Annotated in this window: 15 protein-coding genes and 1 pseudogene; 12 read left to right on the forward strand and 4 right to left on the reverse strand. The window is 57.8% G+C overall.

Annotation, left to right across the window (positions count from 1 at the left end; translation table 11 throughout):
• The first annotated feature begins 596 nt into the window (after positions 1-596).
• From AC5LBQ_RS03790 to AC5LBQ_RS03830, 9 genes are all read left to right on the forward strand, one after another.
• Positions 597-2399 (forward strand): Rne/Rng family ribonuclease, encoded by a 1803-nt coding sequence (locus AC5LBQ_RS03790; protein ID WP_493264684.1) that lies wholly within the window; start codon positions 597-599, stop codon positions 2397-2399.
• A 68-nt stretch (positions 2400-2467) separates the two neighbouring features.
• Positions 2468-4270 (forward strand): ABC-F family ATP-binding cassette domain-containing protein, encoded by a 1803-nt coding sequence (locus AC5LBQ_RS03795; RefSeq protein WP_493264677.1) that lies wholly within the window; start codon positions 2468-2470, stop codon positions 4268-4270.
• Positions 4271-4324: 54 nt separating this feature from the next.
• Positions 4325-5260: an RNase adapter RapZ gene (gene rapZ, locus AC5LBQ_RS03800; protein ID WP_282921698.1), complete on the forward strand. Its 936-nt coding sequence runs from the start codon at positions 4325-4327 to the stop codon at positions 5258-5260.
• Positions 5261-5278: 18 nt separating this feature from the next.
• Positions 5279-6304, forward strand: a complete 1026-nt coding sequence (locus AC5LBQ_RS03805; RefSeq protein ID WP_297346967.1) for a gluconeogenesis factor YvcK family protein — start codon at positions 5279-5281, stop codon at positions 6302-6304.
• A gap of 72 nt (positions 6305-6376) precedes the next feature.
• Complete coding sequence (gene whiA / locus AC5LBQ_RS03810; RefSeq protein ID WP_295027551.1) at positions 6377-7357, forward strand: DNA-binding protein WhiA; 981 nt, start codon at positions 6377-6379, stop codon at positions 7355-7357.
• Positions 7358-7430: 73 nt separating this feature from the next.
• Entirely contained in the window at positions 7431-9512 is a 2082-nt protein-coding gene (uvrC, locus tag AC5LBQ_RS03815) for an excinuclease ABC subunit UvrC (protein ID WP_493264678.1), read from the forward strand.
• 3 nt (positions 9513-9515) lie between these two features.
• The gene (locus AC5LBQ_RS03820; RefSeq protein WP_493264679.1) at positions 9516-10787 is read left to right on the forward strand and encodes a methyl-accepting chemotaxis protein; all 1272 of its coding nucleotides are present in this window, start codon (positions 9516-9518) and stop codon (positions 10785-10787) included.
• Positions 10784-11965 (forward strand): methyl-accepting chemotaxis protein, encoded by a 1182-nt coding sequence (locus AC5LBQ_RS03825; RefSeq protein ID WP_307741699.1) that lies wholly within the window; start codon positions 10784-10786, stop codon positions 11963-11965. Before AC5LBQ_RS03820 ends, AC5LBQ_RS03825 begins: the two co-directional genes overlap by 4 nt.
• A gap of 20 nt (positions 11966-11985) precedes the next feature.
• Entirely contained in the window at positions 11986-12765 is a 780-nt protein-coding gene (locus tag AC5LBQ_RS03830) for an HAD-IIB family hydrolase (RefSeq protein ID WP_307741698.1), read from the forward strand.
• On the opposite strand, the gene AC5LBQ_RS03835 is transcribed toward AC5LBQ_RS03830, so the two are convergent.
• Entirely contained in the window at positions 12762-13649 is an 888-nt protein-coding gene (locus AC5LBQ_RS03835) for a TrmH family RNA methyltransferase (RefSeq protein WP_307741697.1), read from the reverse strand. The two genes, AC5LBQ_RS03830 and AC5LBQ_RS03835, sit on opposite strands and share 4 nt — an antisense overlap.
• A gap of 311 nt (positions 13650-13960) precedes the next feature.
• On the opposite strand from AC5LBQ_RS03835, the gene AC5LBQ_RS03840 reads away from it, so the two are divergent.
• Entirely contained in the window at positions 13961-14515 is a 555-nt protein-coding gene (locus tag AC5LBQ_RS03840; protein ID WP_307741696.1) for a hypothetical protein, read from the forward strand.
• A gap of 47 nt (positions 14516-14562) precedes the next feature.
• Here the strand turns inward: AC5LBQ_RS03840 and AC5LBQ_RS03845 are convergent, their stop codons facing one another.
• The 3 genes from AC5LBQ_RS03845 to AC5LBQ_RS03855 form a co-directional block, all read right to left on the reverse strand.
• A complete protein-coding gene (locus tag AC5LBQ_RS03845; protein WP_307741695.1) occupies positions 14563-15609 on the reverse strand; it encodes a quinone-dependent dihydroorotate dehydrogenase in 1047 nt (348 codons plus the stop codon).
• Positions 15610-15645: 36 nt separating this feature from the next.
• Positions 15646-16650 carry an aldo/keto reductase family protein gene (locus tag AC5LBQ_RS03850; RefSeq protein ID WP_493264680.1) on the reverse strand — a complete coding sequence of 335 codons (1005 nt, stop codon included), beginning with the start codon at positions 16648-16650 and terminating at the stop codon, positions 15646-15648.
• A 96-nt stretch (positions 16651-16746) separates the two neighbouring features.
• On the reverse strand, positions 16747-17382 hold the full coding sequence (locus AC5LBQ_RS03855) for a DUF3043 domain-containing protein (protein ID WP_493264681.1): 636 nt from the start codon (positions 17380-17382) through the stop codon (positions 16747-16749).
• An 83-nt stretch (positions 17383-17465) separates the two neighbouring features.
• Here AC5LBQ_RS03855 and AC5LBQ_RS03860 point away from each other — a divergent pair.
• Together AC5LBQ_RS03860 and AC5LBQ_RS03865 are read left to right on the forward strand one after the other, a co-directional pair.
• Positions 17466-18239 (forward strand): annotated as a pseudogene (locus AC5LBQ_RS03860) (M20/M25/M40 family metallo-hydrolase); the annotation flags it as partial.
• A gap of 19 nt (positions 18240-18258) precedes the next feature.
• A partial coding sequence (locus tag AC5LBQ_RS03865) for a DUF3043 domain-containing protein (protein WP_493264685.1) occupies positions 18259-18379 on the forward strand: 121 nt, incomplete at its 3' end.

Below are 18379 nucleotides of genomic sequence, written 5' to 3' on the forward strand. Positions count from 1 at the left end.
ATAAGACAACAGAATCCGAAACAAATGCGGCTACTAGAAAAACTTCGCGTAATTCCGGTACGGCCCGAACTCGTACTCGGGCCTCCGCGACCAAAGATACGAAAGACCAGACTTTTCAAAAAGTCAATGCCTCTTCAAGGAAGGTAAAGGACGCCAGTCCGACTTTCTCGGCTTCAGAAGCGCCGTCCGCCGCCAGTGCGCCGAGCGCGGGGGTGTCTCTGCCCGCTGCCAGCTTGCTGTTCCAGGCTCCGGACTTGTCCAGCTTTGCGCCGGCAGCACCAGCTGAAGAAAAACGGACTCGTAATAACCGTTCTAATCAGGCCAGCTCTGCCGCCGAGACTGAGCCAGAAAGCCACAGCCGAAAGAAGTCCTCTTCTGTTAAGAACGAGTCGACATCGAGCTCCCGGACCAATTCGAAGACCTCCAGCCGTAAAAAAACCTCGGCGCACGATGAGTCTGAAAGTGGGAACGCGCCCGCCGCCGAGAAAGACACGACTTCAGAGGACGAAAACAGCACGACACGCCGGCGGCGGCGTCGGACTCGTTCCGATGGCGGGGAAGGCGAGGGAGTCAAGACACTGGACGGTTCCACGCGGCTGGAAGCGAAACGGATTCGTCGTAAGGCGGGGCGTAAGGAAAGTCGTAAACGAACCCCGATTACGGAAGCAGAATTCCTGGCGCGTCGAGAGAACGTGAAACGAGAGATGGTCGTGCGTGAGCGTGACGGTTTGAATCAGATTGCCGTTCTCGAGGATGGGTTGCTGGTCGAGCATTACGTTTCGCGGCACACCCAAGAGACAGCCGTGGGTAATATCTACCTGGGCAAGGTGCAAAACGTGCTGTCCTCGATGGAGGCAGCTTTCGTGGACATCGGCAAGGGACGCAACGCCGTTCTCTATGCCGGAGAAGTGAACTGGGACGCTGCCGGTCTGAATGCCAAAACCGGGCGTATCGAGGACGCACTCAACCCCGGCGACCTGGTTTTAGTGCAGGTCACAAAGGATCCAATTGGACATAAAGGCGCCCGTTTGACATCTCAAATCACTCTGGCGGGCCGTCACCTGGTGTTGGTGCCCAGCGGGGCGATGACCGGAATTTCACGCAAGCTGCCCGAGGAAGAACGCAAACGTCTCAAGGCTCTGCTGAAAACGATGATTCCGGCCGGTTACGGAGTCATCGTACGGACCGCCGCTGAGGGGGCTACGGAAGAACAGTTGCGCGCTGATGTGGAACGCCTCACTCGAATTTGGCAAGAAATCGAGACAAAACAACGCAAGACCCGCAATGGACCGGTCCTGCTGCACGGGGAACCGGAACTGGCAGTGCGAGTCGTGCGTGACATATTTAATGAGGACTTCCGCTCTCTGACTATTCAGGGTGACAACGCTTGGAAGACCATTTCTAAATACGTGCGCGATTTGTCTCCGGAGTTAAAGGACCGCCTGAAGCATTGGGAAGGCGAGGACGACATTTTTGCCGCCCACCGCATCGATGAACAGCTTGCGAAAGGTTTCGAACGTAAAGTGTGGCTGCCCAGCGGCGGTTACCTGATTATTGACCGGACCGAAGCGATGACGGTTATTGACGTCAATACCGGGCGTTACATTGGTGCGGGGGGAACCCTGGAAGAAACCGTTACCAAGAACAACTTGGAAGCAGCCGAAGAAATCGTGCGTCAGCTGCGGCTGCGCGACATTGGCGGCATTGTCGTCATCGACTTTGTGGACATGGTTATCGAGTCGAACCGGGATTTGGTGCTGCGGCGCTTGGTGGAATGTCTGGGACGTGACCGGACTCGTCACCAGGTCACCGAAGTGACCTCCCTCGGTTTGGTTCAGATGACTCGCAAACGAGTCGGGCAGGGACTGGTAGAAGCCTTTTCGACCCAGTGTGAATGCTGTGACGGACGCGGCTTCATCGTCCACGATGTGCCGGTTGAGAACAACGGGCAAGCCCCGGAAGACGTGGTGTCTCATCCCGCCCCCCGGCGCGGATCCTCGTCTGGAGCCAGCTCGAAACGTGCCCGGTCTCGCGCCAAATCCGTGAAAGAAACGAATCCGGAAGTGCGTCAGACTATGGCGGCAATCGCTACCGCCGCTCACGCCTCCGAGGAGCACGAGCCCGCACCCGAGCAATCGCACTCGTCGCGAATCAAGGAACCGAAACTGCTGACAACACCTCCGGAAAAGCCCTCCTTGGACAAAGCTAGTGAAAAGCCTTCCCTGGACAAAACCAGCGAGAAACACGCTCTGGACGGGGCACAAAAACGCCTGGAAATCACCAGTGCCAACGGCTCCGCGGATAGCGCCGCGCCGCGCCGCCGCCATCGCCGGGCCACCTCCACTGGGGTCATCAATACGGATTCCGTGGACGCCGATATTGTGGTTTCACAAGGGTAGTTCCCGGATTTTTTCGCAGCTCGCCCGGTTTGCCGGGGGTCTGCCGGCAGTTATTGGAGTGAGGCGTTTTGGGTAACCTTCTGGGCGGGCAAAACCTGCGCGTGGAGTACCCAGACAAGCTCCTGCTCGATGACGTCACGGTTGGGGTTTCTGCCGGGGATCGTATCGGGATTGTAGGTCGCAACGGAGACGGCAAATCAACGCTGCTGCGGGTACTGTTCGGAACTCAACAGCCGCATTCCGGGCTCGTGACCCGACGCAACGGGCTACGAGTCGCCTTGCTGGGGCAGGAGGACGCTCTGAGCGGCTCCGACACGGTGGAGACGGTGCTGCTGTCAGGTTCTAAACACCACGAAGTTCTCAGCGACCCGCGGATTCGCGAAGTGCTGGATGGGCTGTTGCCCGCCATCGCGTGGGAATCGCCGGTAGAGGTGCTGAGCGGGGGACAGCGCCGACGCCTCGCCCTCGCGAAACTCCTGATTGGTGATTGGGACGTCGTCGGACTGGACGAGCCCACAAACCACCTGGATATGGAAGGGGTAGCGTGGCTGGCGCGTCACCTCAATCGCCGCTGGTCCGCGCGGGAGGGCGCTCTGCTGCTGGTGACGCACGACCGGTGGTTTCTTGACGCGGTGTCGCGCGACACTTGGGAAGTTCACGACGGGATGGTGGAACCCTTTGAAGGGGGATACGCGGCCTATATTTTGGCTCGCGTGGAACGTGACCGGCAGGCCGCTCTCGCCGCCGAGAAGCGCCAAAATCTGTTACGCAAAGAGTTAGCCTGGCTGCGGCGCGGAGCCCCGGCCCGAACTTCCAAACCGAAGTTTCGCATCGATGCTGCCAATGCGCTCATCGAGGATGTTCCGCCGGTACGCGACACGGTGCAGCTGGTGAAACTGGCCACCGGAAGGCTTGGGAAAATCGTTGTGGATCTGGTGGACGTGGACTTTTCCTACGATGGGCCAGACGATTCCCATCCAGTTTTACGCGATGTGACCTGGCGGGTAGCGCCGGGGGAGCGCGCCGGAATCTTGGGGGCTAACGGGGCCGGGAAGTCGACCCTACTCGGTTTGCTGGCGGGGGATCTCACCCCGACTCGGGGGCGGCGTCGCGAAGGCAAGACGGTTCAGATTGGTATCTTGGATCAGGAGTTTCGGGCGCTGCGCGAGATTGCGGATTACCGTGTCTATCAGGTGCTAGGTAAGCTCAAGGGCTCTTTTGAGGTGGAAGGTAAGGAACTGAGCCCCGCTCAGATGTTGGAACGTTTGGGGTTTAACTCCTCTCAGCTGCAAGCCAAGGTCGGGGCGCTGAGCGGGGGACAGAAACGGCGTCTGCAGATTTTGTTGCTACTGCTGGAAGAACCGAATGTGATGATTCTGGACGAGCCCACCAACGATATTGATACCGATACCTTGACCGCTTTGGAAGACGTGTTGGATGCGTGGCCGGGCACGTTGCTGGTTGTCTCCCACGATCGCTACCTCATCGAACGGATTACCGATAACCAGTACGCCGTCATTGACCATGGGTTGCGCCACCTTCCCGGAGGGGTGGACGAATACTTGGAATTGGCCGAACAGGCGCGGCCAGCTAGCCGACCGAAGTCTGATGAGCCGTTAGCTCCCCGGGGGAACCTTGAGAACGGAAGAACCGGTTCCAAAGCCGACTACGAAACCCAAAAACGTCTGCAATCCCTGGAACGTAAGATTGCCAAAGCCACCGCGCAGGTGGCCCAAATCGAATCACAGCTGGCTGACACGGATCCTGCCGATTATGAAAAACTCGCGGATTTGGCCAAAGAGTTGCAAACTGCCCGCCGTCAGGTCGAACAACTTGAGGAGCAATGGCTGGACGCGGCGGAAGAGCTTTAGATTTGGGTATCTGCAAAGCCTGAACTTCCCTCGACAACTCGATAAGCTGGAAACATGAGTGAAGACCCCACCCCTACTGTGCCATCGGGTATTCCCGAGCTGGATGCCCAGTCCGTGCGCGATGTCACTGAACGTGCCCAGATGCTGATTATTACCGGCATGAGCGGGGCCGGACGCAGCCAAACCGCTCAGGTCTTGGAGGACTTGAACTGGTATGTGGTGGACAATCTTCCTCCTCGGATGCTCGGTCCTTTGGCACGCATGATGACTCCCGGCGGGGAGGGCGTGCACCGTCTGGCCGTGGTGGTTGATGTGCGTTCGCGCAGTTTCTTTTCGGAATTCATGTCCACCCTGGATGCTTTGCGGGAAGCCCAGGTCGACCTGCAAGTTTTGTTCCTTGACTGTTCTGACGCAGTGCTGGTGCGCCGCTACGAACAGGTGCGCCGCCCCCACCCCTTGCAGGGTGAAGGTCGGATTATGGACGGAATTGCCTCGGAACGGGAACTGCTCGGGCCTATCCGCGACCGCGCCAATATCTACGTGGACACGACCCACATGAATGTTCACGACCTAGCCCGGCGAATTCGTGAACTCGTGTCCGGGGAAACCGTCAATGGATTGAACGTGACAGTGATGAGTTTCGGGTTTAAATACGGTTTGCCCATGGACGCCGATCACGTGGTGGATGTGAGATTTTTCCCCAATCCCTACTGGGTGACGGAGCTGCGGCACCTGACCGGTCGGGATGAAGCGGTGGCGAAATACGTCTTGAGTCAGCCCGGAGCCAGCGAGTTTGCTCAGCATTATGTTGACACTTTGGCGCCGGTGCTCAACGGTTACCTGCACGAGTTAAAGCCGTTTGTGACGATTGCCGTGGGGTGTACCGGGGGGCAGCATCGTTCGGTGGCGATGGCAGAACGCCTGTCCAACCTGCTGCGCTCTAAAGGTTTTCAGGTACGCACCGTGCATCGTGATATCGGTAAGGAATGACTCGGGGGTGAGCTAGGTATGAATGTACAGGGACATTATTTTCAGCCTCCCCAAGATTCCGTGTGGCCCGGACGCGCGAACGGCCCGAAGGTGGTGGCTTTTGGCGGGGGGCACGGGCTGTACGCTACGCTTTCGGCTTTGCGCCACCTCACCACGGATCTCACGGCAGTCGTCACCGTGGCCGACGACGGAGGTTCCAGCGGACGTTTACGTCAAGAGTTTGACCTTCTACCTCCAGGGGACTTACGCATGGCGCTGGCGGCCTTGTGCGATGAATCCGATTGGGGTCTGACCTGGCGCGATATTCTGCAGTTTCGGTTTAAATCAAACGGGGAGATGAACGGACACAACCTGGGCAACCTATTGCTGGCTGGTTTGTGGCAGATTCTCGATGACCCGGTCGCGGGTCTGGAATGGATGACTCGGTTGTTGGATGCGCAAGGCCGAGTGTTGCCGATGTCTACCGTCCCCATGGCTATCGAAGCTGACTTAGAAGTGGACGGGCGGATCCAAACGATACGCGGACAATCCAAGATTGCGAAAGCGCCGGGGGTGGTGCGGGGAATTCGTCTGGACCCTCCTGACGCGCCGGTTACCCCGCAGGTTCTGCAGGCGGTCGCAAGTGCGGATTGGGTCGTGCTGGGTCCGGGTTCCTGGTACACCTCGGTGATGCCCCATCTGCTGATTGCGGACTTGCGGGAAGCGTTGGTGCACTCGCCGGCACGGAAAGCCCTGGTGCTGAATCTCAGCCGCCAACGCGGAGAGACGCAAGACCTGACCCTTCCCGATCATTTGCGGGTTTTACATCAAATTGTCCCCGAGCTGCGGCTCTCAGTGGTGATTGGTGATCCTGTTTCGGTGACGGACATCGATGACTTGCAAAATGCCGCTAACGAACTGGGTTGTCAGGTCATGTTGCGCCAAATTTCGGTCGGGGACGGCACCGCTCGTCATGACTTCTTGCGATTGGCAGCCGCATTCAGAGATGCCATGAGCGGAAACTGGGGAGATTTGTCCAGTATCGAAGAGCTCGACAATCATTAGTTAGAATAGTGATTGGACTCACTGACCGGCTCTCAACCATGCCGGTTCTCACAACCAGGAGGAAGTTAAACTATGTCCCTGACGGCTGTCGCGAAAGATGAACTCGCGGGGGTTCGCGTCGAGTCGCGAGCTGATTTTCGCGCTGAAATATCTGCGTTGCTGCGGTTTGCGGGGGGAATCCACCTGGTGGCTGGCTCCATAGTGGTGGAAGCGGAACTGGATCACGCCAATAGTGCGAAACGGCTACAGCAGGCTTTGCTGAATCTGTACCACACGAACTCCTCCGTGGTGGTGGTCAGTGGAACCGGAATCCGAAAAGCGGATCGCTACGTGGTGCGAGTGGTGTCCGGGGCAGAGAAACTGGCAAAAGAAACCGGGCTGTTGGACAAACAGGGTCGCCCAGTGCGGGGGTTGGCCCCGGAAATCGTGTCCGGGCCCCTATCCGGCTGCGTCGCCGCATGGCGGGGAGCCTTCCTGGCCCGTGGTTCGCTGACGGAACCAACCCGGTCCTCAGCGCTGGAAGTGACGGCGCCCGGCCCCGAGGCGGCCCTCGCCTTGGTAGGTATGGCTCGACGGATGGGGGCGAACGCCAAGTCACGCGAGGTGCGTCAACTATCTCGGGTAGCCGTGCGGGAAAACGACTCAATTAGGGCTTTACTGACTCAGATGGGCGCGGACGCGGCCTTGCGTGAGTGGGCAGATAAGCGTGAAAAGCGTGAAAAGCGTGGGGAAGTCAACCGGTTGGCAAATTTTGATGATGCCAATATGCGCCGGTCCACCCGGGCCGCCGTGTTGGCGGGGGCACGCGTGCGCCGGGCTTTTGAAATCCTGGGGGACGACATTCCTCCGCACCTTATTTCCGCGGGGCGTTTGCGTCTGGAATACAAGCAGGCTTCACTGGAAGAACTCGGTCAGCTCAGTGAACCGCAGCTGACGAAAGACGCAGTGGCGGGCCGAATCCGCCGCCTGTTGGCCATGGCTGATAAACGGGCAGAGGAGCTGGGAATCCCCGACACCGAATCTGGGTTGAATTCCGAAGTGTTGGACTCATGAATATCGCCGGTGGCACCGCCTTGACTCTGAGCCCAGACCCGAGCAACCCCGTTCGCGGCGACATGAGGTTTCCATGAAAGTCCCAGACTTTCCCAAAGCCTCCGAGATTCCCACGCAACCGGGGGTGTACCGGTGGCGTGACGGCCGCGACCGGGTTATCTATGTGGGTAAAGCCAAAAATCTGCGTAATCGGCTCACGTCTTACTTCGTCGACCCCGCGCGTCTGCACCCGCGCACTGCGAAAATGGTCGCCAGCGCCGCTTCGGTATCCTGGGTAGTGGTCGGTTCCGAGGTCGAAGCTCTGACCTTGGAATACACCTGGATTAAAGAACACGACCCCAAGTTCAACGTGATGTTTAAGGACGATAAGTCCTACCCGTACTTCGCGGTGACGATGAACCAGGAATATCCGCGTATGGGAGTGCTACGCACCGCTCACCAACACGGGGTGCGTTATTTCGGGCCCTACACGGCGGTGTGGGCGATTCGTCAAACCCTGGAGCTGTTGCAAACTGTATTTCCGGTGCGGACCTGCTCTGACGGAGTGTTTGCCCAGGCTCAAGCAGCTAATCGGGCATGTTTGCTGGGTTATATCGGACGATGCGCCGCGCCGTGTATCGGCCGCGTCAGCGCTGCACAGCACCGTGAACTGGCCGAGAAAGTCTGCGACTTCATGAGCGGGCGTGATGCCGGGTTCTTGCGCGAAATCGAGACTGCCATGTGGGACGATGCCCAGGCTTATCGCTTTGAGGACGCGGCCCGGAAACGGGATCAGCTGGAGGCGTTGCGTAAGGTTTTGGAAAAAAACGCTGCGGTGCTCAGCGATGACACGGACGCGGATTTGTTCGCCCTTGAGGCCGATGAACTCCAGGTTTCCGTGCAGGTGTTTTATGTACGTGCGGGGCGGATTCGCGGGCAGCGCGGCTGGGTGAGCGCGCGGGAAGAGGACCTTGACGAAGCCTCCCTGATGGCACGGGCTTTGGAACAAATTTATGGAGAAGCGGCGGCAGACCTCGCTCGTGAGGGGAGCGCTGCGCGGCCGCGGCGGGTCGGTCCCAGTTCCGCCAACGATACGGCGCATTTCGATACTTCCGTCATTCCCAAGGAGATTCTGGTTTCCGTTTCCCCGACCGATGTGGGCGTGCTGCAGCGCTGGTTGAGCGCGTTGCGAGGGTCTCAGGTGAGTATTCGGGTGCCGCAACGGGGAGCGAAACGCGAAGCCCTGTCCCGGGTGCAGCTCAACGCGGTGGAGGGGTTGCGCTTGTACAAGACTCGGCGAGCCCGGGATTTGACCCAGCGAAACCTGGCCTTGAATGAGCTGGGACGCCTGCTCGACATTGATCCACCGCTACGGATTGAGTGTTACGACATTTCTCACACGCAAGGAACCTTTCAGATGGGTTCCATGGTGGTGTTTGAGGACGGCGCCCCCCGCAAAGACGCTTACCGGAAGTTTTCAATCCGGGGCGCTGACGGCACGGGTACCCCCGACGATACAACCGCCATGAATGAGGTGCTGCGCAGGCGCTTTGAACGCCTCATTCAAGAGGAAAACAGCCCGGGCGCGGGACTGCCCGGAACCGATGCGCTAGCCTCGGCGAGCGGCACGGAGCTTGTCGAAACGACGAATCCTTCCCCCCAGACGGCACAATCTGGCGCTATATCCCCCTTGGGAACGGAAAAAGAACCGCGGCGGTTTTCCTACCGTCCCGATTTGGTCGTGGTGGATGGAGCACTGCCCCAGGTTCATGCTGCTCGGGCGGCGATGGATGAGGTAGGGGTGTGGGATATTCCTGTCGTTGGACTGGCAAAGCGATTGGAGGAAGTCTGGCGGGTAGACGATGACTTTCCGGTCATCTTCCCGCGAACCTCCGCAGCTCTGTACCTACTGCAATATTTGCGTGACGAATCCCACCGTTTTGCCATCAGTGCGCATCGTAAGAAACGTTCCCAAGCTATGACCCGTTCGATTCTGGATGCTGCCCCAGGAGTCGGTCCCGCCCGGCAAAAGGCGTTGCTGAAACATTTCGGGTCGGTCAAGCGTTTACGTGAGGCCAGTGCCTCCGAGATTGCCCAAGTCCCTGGTTTTGGCCTGAAAACCGCGGAAAACCTCGTGGCTTTCCTAAACAATTCCGGGAATTCTGGTAAAAATTAACATATGTCCGATAACCCAACTGAACTGCGTTTGCGAGGAATCAGGTTTAACCTTTTGGCGAAAAACCTGGTCAGTGGGGTTGCCGTGTTGCTAACTCCGGGGCTGATATTTTTAGTCTCTCTGGTGGTCCTGTTTCGCCTGCTGAGGAGGGTTGGCAGCAGTACCCAAGGTGCGCTCAGTGTGAACCTTACTGTGGTGGTTGGGGTGCTGATTGTTGTGGTAGCTGCCGGAGCCACCGGGGCATGGTTACTCATCAGATTCATTTCCCGTTCCATTACCGATGCGGCCAGCTCGGTGCGGCGCAGTGCCCAAGCGATAGCGGCGGGAGATTTTACGGTTGCGGCGCGGGGAGTGACCAATGACGAGCTGTCCGATTTGGCGCGGGTCATGAATGAAACTCGTTTGGCGCTCAGCCAGCTGATGAATGAAACTCGCAGCGTGTACCATCAGGTTTCTGAGGAACAAACCGGATTGAACGGTGCGGTAGATGCCTTGGGAGAGGCCGGTGGCAAGGTCGGCCAGGAAGTCGACACGGTGACGCCACAAGCCCGGATGCTCGCCAAGTCGGCAGCACAACTGGCCGCTGCTGCTGCCGAGATTTCCTCCTCCCGCAGTGACATTGCCCGCCACACTGAGGAAGCCCTAACCATTGGATACAGCGAAGTGGAGGACTTGGCTGAACTCTCTCAGATTATTCAAAAATTTCAATCCCACAGTCAAGACATTTCTGTTTCTGTGGATCAGATTGCTCAAATCGCGGAACGAACCAGTCTGTTAGCTTTGAACGCCACCATTGAATCGGCGAAAGCCGGGGAAATCGGGGCGGGTTTCGCGGTCGTCGCCGGCCAGATAAAAGAACTTGCGGTCCAAACCAGCACCGCAGCGGCGGCGGTGACGGAGGCTTCTGCAGAAATCCAGGAACGCTGTGACCGGGCTGTGGGGGTGACTGCAGACGTTACCGAAAAATTGAACCAGATTAATGACTCGCAGCAAGTTTCCGCCCAAGCTGTGGCTGACCAGGCCGCGGTAGTGGCCTCGATGGAGGCGGCCTGCGCGGGAGCTCTCGACCAGTCTCGCGCCCTGAGCGAGGAAATCGAGACTATCACCGAGGCCGCCGCCCAGTCTCAAACCAGCCTGCAAAACACTGACTCGGAATCTGACAAGGTGGAGGAAATTATTTCTACCACCCGCGCTATGATTCACAACCTCCAGATGGTTGAGGACGCGGGTGAACTGAATCTGCGAGAGCTGGGGGAATCGGAGGAACAGTCATGAACAGAAAGCTGGTCTCCATCGCCGGGCAGTTCCGGCTCACTGCCTACTTGAGCTTTGGATTCTCCGCGCTTTCAGTGGTGTTGCTGCTGGTGGGGTTGAATCGAATCCTTTCTCTGGGAGACCAACCCCAGGTCCAACAACGCGAAATTTTCACCCAAATCATCATCCAGGTCATTTTGATAGTGATTTTGGCAATCCTGGGAACGGTCATTGGTTTTACCATGCGAGCTCGAATCCGCCGCTCGGTGAAAGCCGTGTCCCTGACCCTGGCAGATTCCGCAGCGGGCAATTTTACGAAGCGTGCCCAAATCTATACCAAAGATGAAATCGCAGATTTGTCGCAGACAGTCAATGAAGCGATGGTTTCCCTATCCTCCCTGGTGGTCAATCTGCGCAGCGGGGTGGACGGACTGCGGAATTTTGCCGCGGTTGCCGGTAGCCAGGCCGAAATCGTCAAAACGGGCAACGACCGGGTCCTAGAAAGCAGCAATCGACTGGCTGAAACCGGGACGCAACTGGGACAAACGGCGCAAACTTTGACAGACAACGGTATCGCGGTGGCGGGGGACATCGCGCATTTGTCAGAAATTGCCTCCAGCAATGAAATTTTGCGTTCCGATGGTATCGCGGCGGCACGCGATCTGAACACCGCGGTAACCGAGCTGAAAACCTCGGTGGAAAAGATTATGGCTTTGATGACGGATATTTCTGTTATCTCGGAGCAAACCAATATGCTGGCACTGAACGCCACCATTGAGGCCGCCCGCAGTGCGGAAGCCGGGCGCGGTTTTGCCGTGGTCGCCAACCAGGCTAAAGATTTGGCTTCGCAAACTGCCGAAACCACTGGTGAGGTCATCAGCCAGGTCGCCCAACTGCAGACCCAAGCGGACGCCGGGGAACAGCGCATCGAATTCCTGTTGACCCAGCTAGAGGCATTGAGCGCCTCTCAACAGGCCGTCAACCAGGACGTGAACCGTCAAGAAACCGCCCTGTCCAAAGCTAATACCGGCATCGATGAGGTGCGTTCGTTTTCTAATGAACTGTTCACCCATTCGCAATCCTTAGCGTCCCACTCGCAAAGTGCCCACACTCAATCCGAGCAGTTCCAAGAACATATGAGCGTGGTGCAAGACGCCGTCTTGACCCTAGACGAGCGAATGGCTCGGTTTACGGTCTAGCCACCTTTCAGGATTGTCCAGTGAGTTTGCAATTTACCCCCTCTGAAGCCCTGCGTCTGGTTGCTTTCGACCTGGACGACACGCTGGCACCCTCAAAAATGCCGCTTGACACCGAAATGGCGGCCGTCCTGGCCAAACTCTTGAACAGGTATGAAGCGGCCATTATTTCTGGCGGCCAGCTCTCTCAGTTCCAATCCCAAGTTCTTTCCCGACTCGCCGACCAGCCGGCCCCAAAGCACACACTGCATATGCTGCCCACCTGCGGCACCCAGTACTACCGGATGGAACCGGGAAGCGACCCGGACAAACTGGTGCGTGTCTACCGCCGGGACCTGGCGGCGGACCTGCGGCAACAGACTGTTGAAATTATCGAAGCGACTGCTCGTGAACTCGGCTTGTGGGCGGCCTCGCCATGGGGCAACATCATCGAGGATCGTGGCACCCAGGTGACATTTTCCGCCTTGGGACAGCACGCTCCGCTCGCCGCAAAACGAGCCTGGGACCCCGATGGCTCCAAGAAAACCGCATTAGTGAGGGCGCTGGAAACGCAGTTGCCCCAGTTGGAGGTGCGCAGCGGCGGTGCCACTTCGGTGGACGTCACAGCTCGTGGAGTGGATAAAGCCTATGGCATCCGCTCCCTGCTGGAATCGACCGGATACGCACCGCTGAACCTGGTGTTTTTGGGGGATCGCCTCGACGAACGGGGCAATGATTACCCGGTGTTGGCGACCGGGGTACCGTGTCAAGCGGTGAGCGGTCCCGAGGACACTTTGGGCTGGCTGCGGCGGTTGCTGGCCTAAAGTTCATAAGTTTCGGTGGGTGAGGAACCGCTTACGGGCGGTATCGCGGCGGTCGCCCAGCAGGCGATAGCGATGGCTCCTGCCACGTTGAGCGAATCGACCCCGTGAGCCATCGCAATGCGCACCACTTTATCGGCTCGATCAATGGTTCGCGGTTTTAACCCGTCCCGTTCAGCTCCCGCAATGAAAGCCACCTTTCGAGTCGGGTCGCCAGCCAGTTCCGCCGCATAATCTCGCAGGTCTTGGGAGTCTTCGCGCAACGCCAGTGCGACCAGTTCAAAACCAGCCTCGTGAAATAACACCGGGTCGGGCCAGCGTTCCAGCCGGGTCCAAGGCACTTGAAAAATCGTGCCCATCGAAACCCGTACCGCCCGGCGATACAGCGGGTCAGCGCACGAGGGTGTGACCATGATGGCGTCGTAACCGCAGGCGGCGGCACTGCGCACCGCCGCTCCCACATTCGTGTGATCCACCAAATCTTCCAGAATTAACACCCGGGAGGAACTGTTCAGGATTTCGCGCGGATCCAGGGCCGGTTTGCGCTGCATGGCCGCTATCGCTCCGCGGTGCAGATGGAAACCCACCAGGTGCTCCAGGAGGGCTTCCGGAGCCACAAACACGGGAATGGGACCGCCATCGTCCGCGAATCCGGTGGCGGGGCTGGCAGCGAGCAACGGGCGGATAATCTCCAGCCAATGCGGGGCTAAAAGCAGGGAGCGCGGGGTATATCCGGCGCGCAGGGCTCGGCCGATGACTTCGTTGGATTCCGCCATAAACAGTCCCTGTTCAGCTTCCAGACTGCGGCGCAGATTCACGTCTTTTAACTGGGTGTAGTCACGGAGAAACTCCGGGTAGGCAGTGAGGGAATCCAAGTCAATCAGCACGCTTAATTGTGCCTTTTAATCCCCAAAATTCCCAACTTTAGACCGAAAACAAGCAGATTTACAGAGTTTTCCACAAGGGGGCTGAAATGGGGGTTTTCCACAGGTAAGAAAATCTGTTCTCGACACCCGCCCCGGTTTTCAGAACACTAAATCCCAGAAGGCGCGGCACCAACCGGGCCTGGGGGAAATGACAGAAAGGAACACATATGGCGACTTTGGAAATTATGCAAGAACTACGGAATTGGAGGGCAAAGGAAGTACCACATCATGACGTTAGCTGCGATTGTGAGCGGTGTAACTTAGCAAAGACCATGTCTTTGGAAAGTCTGCGGGGACTCATCGGCAATCCTCAGCTGGATCCGGGCATTTATGGACCTCGGGGCTGGACGGTGCTGGAGGGGGTTACCACCCTGACTCTGCCTTATTCGGATTGGATGTGGTTTGACATGGCTCGTGAATATCCCGATGTGGATGTGGAGGAAATGGTTGACTATTTGCCGTACTCAGATGGCGACGCGTGGCTAGCCACCCAACTGTTGAAAGTCATACCGCCCAACGCGCTGGACGAGCGGCAAAACTACGCTCCGCGGGTGGAGGATTTGCTGCAGCTCGTGGCTCAGCATCCCGGTGAGACGTTCTTTTCCGGCTACATGATTGGACCCCAGCGCTTTGATGAGCGTTTGAGCATAGATACCATTTTCGTCTCGCCGCATCTGCTGGGGCTCGGTCCTGACGATGAGGATCCGCATGCGGCCTATGCCGGTCTGAAGCGGTTTGAGTTAGGCGAGGATGCCTGTCCCGATGAAGTCAGCGTCTTTTATAATCGGCATCTCAATCGGCAACTGTGGCGTTTTTGGTGGGATTAGTCAGGCTCAACGCGAGGTGGCAGGCCGTCTCAGACCGGGGTCAGAAGCTAGCTGTGAGTCAGTTCCCGATTGAGGCTTGCCGGCCAGGCGGGGCCTTCATAAATGAAAGCCGAGAATCCTTCGATGAGGTTCGCGCCGGCAGCCAGCATGGCTCGGGCATCGTCAGGGGTCGAGATGCCGCCGACCCCGATTATGGTTTGCTCAGGGCTCAGGTTCGCTCGCAGGACTTTTACGACCTCCAGGGCGCGGCTCCGTAACGGCGCGCCCGACACTCCGCCAGCACCCAAATTGTGCTTGATGGTCGTGTTGGTCGCCACCACTCCAGCTAAGCCCTCATCCATAGCCAGCTGTGCTACGGCAATGACATCTTCATCAGCCAAATCCGGGGCGATTTTTACAAATACGGGCAGTTCGGATAGCCCTTGGAGTTTCAGTTCGCGCTGCACCGCTTTGACGATGGGGCGCAGGGAAGAAACCGCCTGCAGGTCCCGTAATCCGGGGGTGTTTGGTGAGGACACGTTGATAACCAGGAAATCTACGAGGGCAGCCAATACTCGCGTAACTTTGCGGTAATCCGCCGCGGCTTTTTCGGGGGGAGTGACCTTATTCTTACCGATATTGGCCCCGATGATGATCCGCTCTCCATATTCGGCTCGCCAGCGCCGTAACCGGCGGGCTGCCACTCGCGCGCCTTCGTTATTGAAGCCCATCGCGTTGCGTAGCGCTCGCTGTTGCGGCATACGCCACAAGCGCGGACGATTGTTGCCAGGTTGCGGCAGGGGAGTGATGGTGCCGATTTCCATGAATCCAAAGCCCAGCGCATCCCACATGGCGACGGCGCGGGCTTCTTTGTCCATGCCCGCCGCCAAGCCCAGAGGGCCATAAGTGCGGAATTCTCTACCCGAAAGGTCGGGGTCGAAATTTGGGCGGGGGAGAGGCCAGATAAAGGTTGGTTCGCCACGGCGGACTATTCGGGAAGCCGCCTGGCGTGCCAACCTAAACCGCCCCCAGAACTCCAGCCAGTAGATAGCGCGGCGATGCACCCATTCGGCGTCGAGCTTCACGAAAAGGTGACGAAACACAAACTTGTACATAGAGACAAGTCTAGTCGGGACAGAAAAGGAACGCCCCTAGGGACGCTTCAACGGAGACTTGTGGCAATCATCGGGCTGCGTATGAACCACAAAATCACCCAGCACATCATCGATGAGAGCGTTCAAATGGTCGTCAATAGTCACGTCCAGAGCTCCCAAGTTGTCCTCAATCTGAGACGCTTTGGAGGCTCCAATAATGACGCCGGAAACATTCGGGCGAGCCAGCAGCCAGGCCAAAGCTAGCTGATTCATGCGGCAACCGGCTTCTTCCGCTACCCGGCGCAATCCCTGTACTGCGGCCAGCAGGTCGTCCTGCATCCAGCGGTGCATGAACTTTCCTCCAACTTTGCTGGCGGCACGCGTTTTTTCCTTCGGAGTTTCCCCCGGACGGTACTTTCCGGTCAACACCCCTTGTGCCAGGGGAGAGAAGCACAAGTGTCCCATACCGTTGTGTTCGCAAGCCTCGACGACCCCGTCCTCGACGACTCGCCACAGCAGAGAGTATTCAGCCTGGTTAGAAATTAGGGGAATCTTCAGTTCGCGGGCCAAATGTGCCGCATCGCGAATCTGGTCGGGATACCACTCGGAAACCCCAACGTAGAGAATTTTTCCGGCCCGCACCAAGTCGGCAAAAGCCAGCATGGTTTCTTCCAGCGGGGTTTCGTAATCGAAACGATGTGCCTGATAGACATCCAGGTAATCCGTGCGCAGTCGCTTCAACGAGTTATGGCAGGATTCAAAAATATGCTTGCGAGACAGCCCGGCGTCGTTTGGCCCAAAGCCCTTAACCGGCCAGTAAACTTTGGACATCAGCACCAAGTCTTGACGATCCACGTCCCTTAAAGCCCGCCCCAAGATTTTTTCAGCAGCGCCATTGGCATAAACATCGGCGGTATCAAATGTAAAAATTCCGTTCTCAAGGGCGGTCCGAACGGTTTTTTCCGCAGATTTGTCCTCTATTTGGGCTCCGTGGGTGAGCCAGTTACCGAGAATCAGCGAAGAAATCTTAAGTCCAGAGTTGCCTAAATAACGTGTTTCCATGATGCCCAGTCTATAAGCTATAGGGCCTTGACCGCGACTCTTAACGGATGGCAAACGCTGAATTTACGCTGATTTAACAATAAGCCGACGCAGTCGTTAGGAATCTTGCTGCTGTTTAGCGGCCTTACCGCGACCCACCTGCGGCTTCGGGCTGCGCCACCGGCGAATCAAGATGGCGCGCGTAAAGGCATACCAGCGCAGTCCGCGCGGCACATTGTCCGCACCCAGACGCTTCACCACTTTGCGCCGGGCTTGTCCCGCGATGAAACCGGCATCAAGCATGCCCAGAATCAAGACAGCATAAGAACCAATCAAAGTCCAGGTATTGAGTTTTTGAGCCAAATCCGAGTTGTGCCGATTCAGAATAGACACAGCAATCAAGCTGAGAGCCATGAGCGCCAGCATCGTCACAATCATAAATTCGGCAAAAGAATAGCGAGAATCGATGTAATCTCGGGTCATTCGGCGAGCCTGGCCGCGATGCTGGTAAGGCAGCAAATCCTCGCGACCTGTGCGCAGACCTTCCTGTTCACGCTCGTAGCGGCGGCGCGATTCCGCGCGCGCCCGTTCCTTCGCGACTTTCTTGTCAACCCCCAGCAGTCCCTGGTAGTTGCGGGCTTCCTGCTGTTTGCGCGAAGGGGTGGGCCCCTTCTTTTGGCGTGGGTTGACGGCGGTTTTCGATTCGCCCGTGTTTTCAGCTTCGCTTGGCTGCTGCTTTTTTAATAGACTCATGATAGGCAAATCATGCCACAGATTTTTTATGTTGGAAAACCGGGAAAGCGACCGGCAAACGAAAATAGGGAAAGGAAAATGCGGTGGAGGAAGTAACCTTGCGTGAACGCGCAACTGCCGATTTCAACAATGTAGTCGAGTTCTTAAAAGGTTTGGTGCGGATTCCTGCGGTGTCCTCGCTGCCGGAACACGCTTCGGACATGCAAGCCAGCGCGGAATACATTGTGAAGAATCTGGAGGCAGCCGGGGCCACGGCACGCATTGTGACCGTGACGGATTCGGAAACCGGGCTAGTTTCTCGCCCCGCAATTTTGGCTGAAAAGTCCGGACCGGCCGGTGCTCCCACGGTGCTGCTCTATGCGCACCATGACGTGCAGCCCACCGGGGACCTGGACAAATGGGATTCGGATCCGTTTGAGCCGGTGGAGCGCGACGGACGTCTCTATGGCCGCGGTGCCAGCGATGATGGAGCCGGGGTGGCGACTCACTTGGGGATGCTGCGGGCATGGGATGACGAACTGCCCGTCAACGTGAAAATTTTTATCGAAGGCGAGGAAGAAGTCGGCTCTCCAACCTTTACCGCCTTCCTGGAACAGAATCGGGAATTTCTACAGGCTGATGTCATCATCGTGACGGATTCCGGAAACTGGGACGTTCACCAGCCGGCCTTGACTACCGGTCTGCGCGGCGTGTTGAGCGTAGACGTGAGTGTCAAGACTTTGGATCACGCCGTACATTCCGGGGCTTTCGGCGGGGTCACCGTAGACGCCTTGACCTGCCTGTGTCGGCTCATAGCTACTTTGCACGATCAGAAGGGCAGTGTGGCGGTGCCGGGTTTGGTGGCGAACCCGGTGGCGGACGTGGACTACCCGGAAGATGACTTGCGGAAACAAATGGGTGCTGTGGCGGGGCTGGTATGCCTTTACGCGCGCCATCTTGATTCGCCGGTGGCGCAGCCCGAAGCCGCAGGTGGGTCGCGGTAAGGCCGCTAAACAGC

Source organism: Mobiluncus sp. (assembly GCF_985070215.1).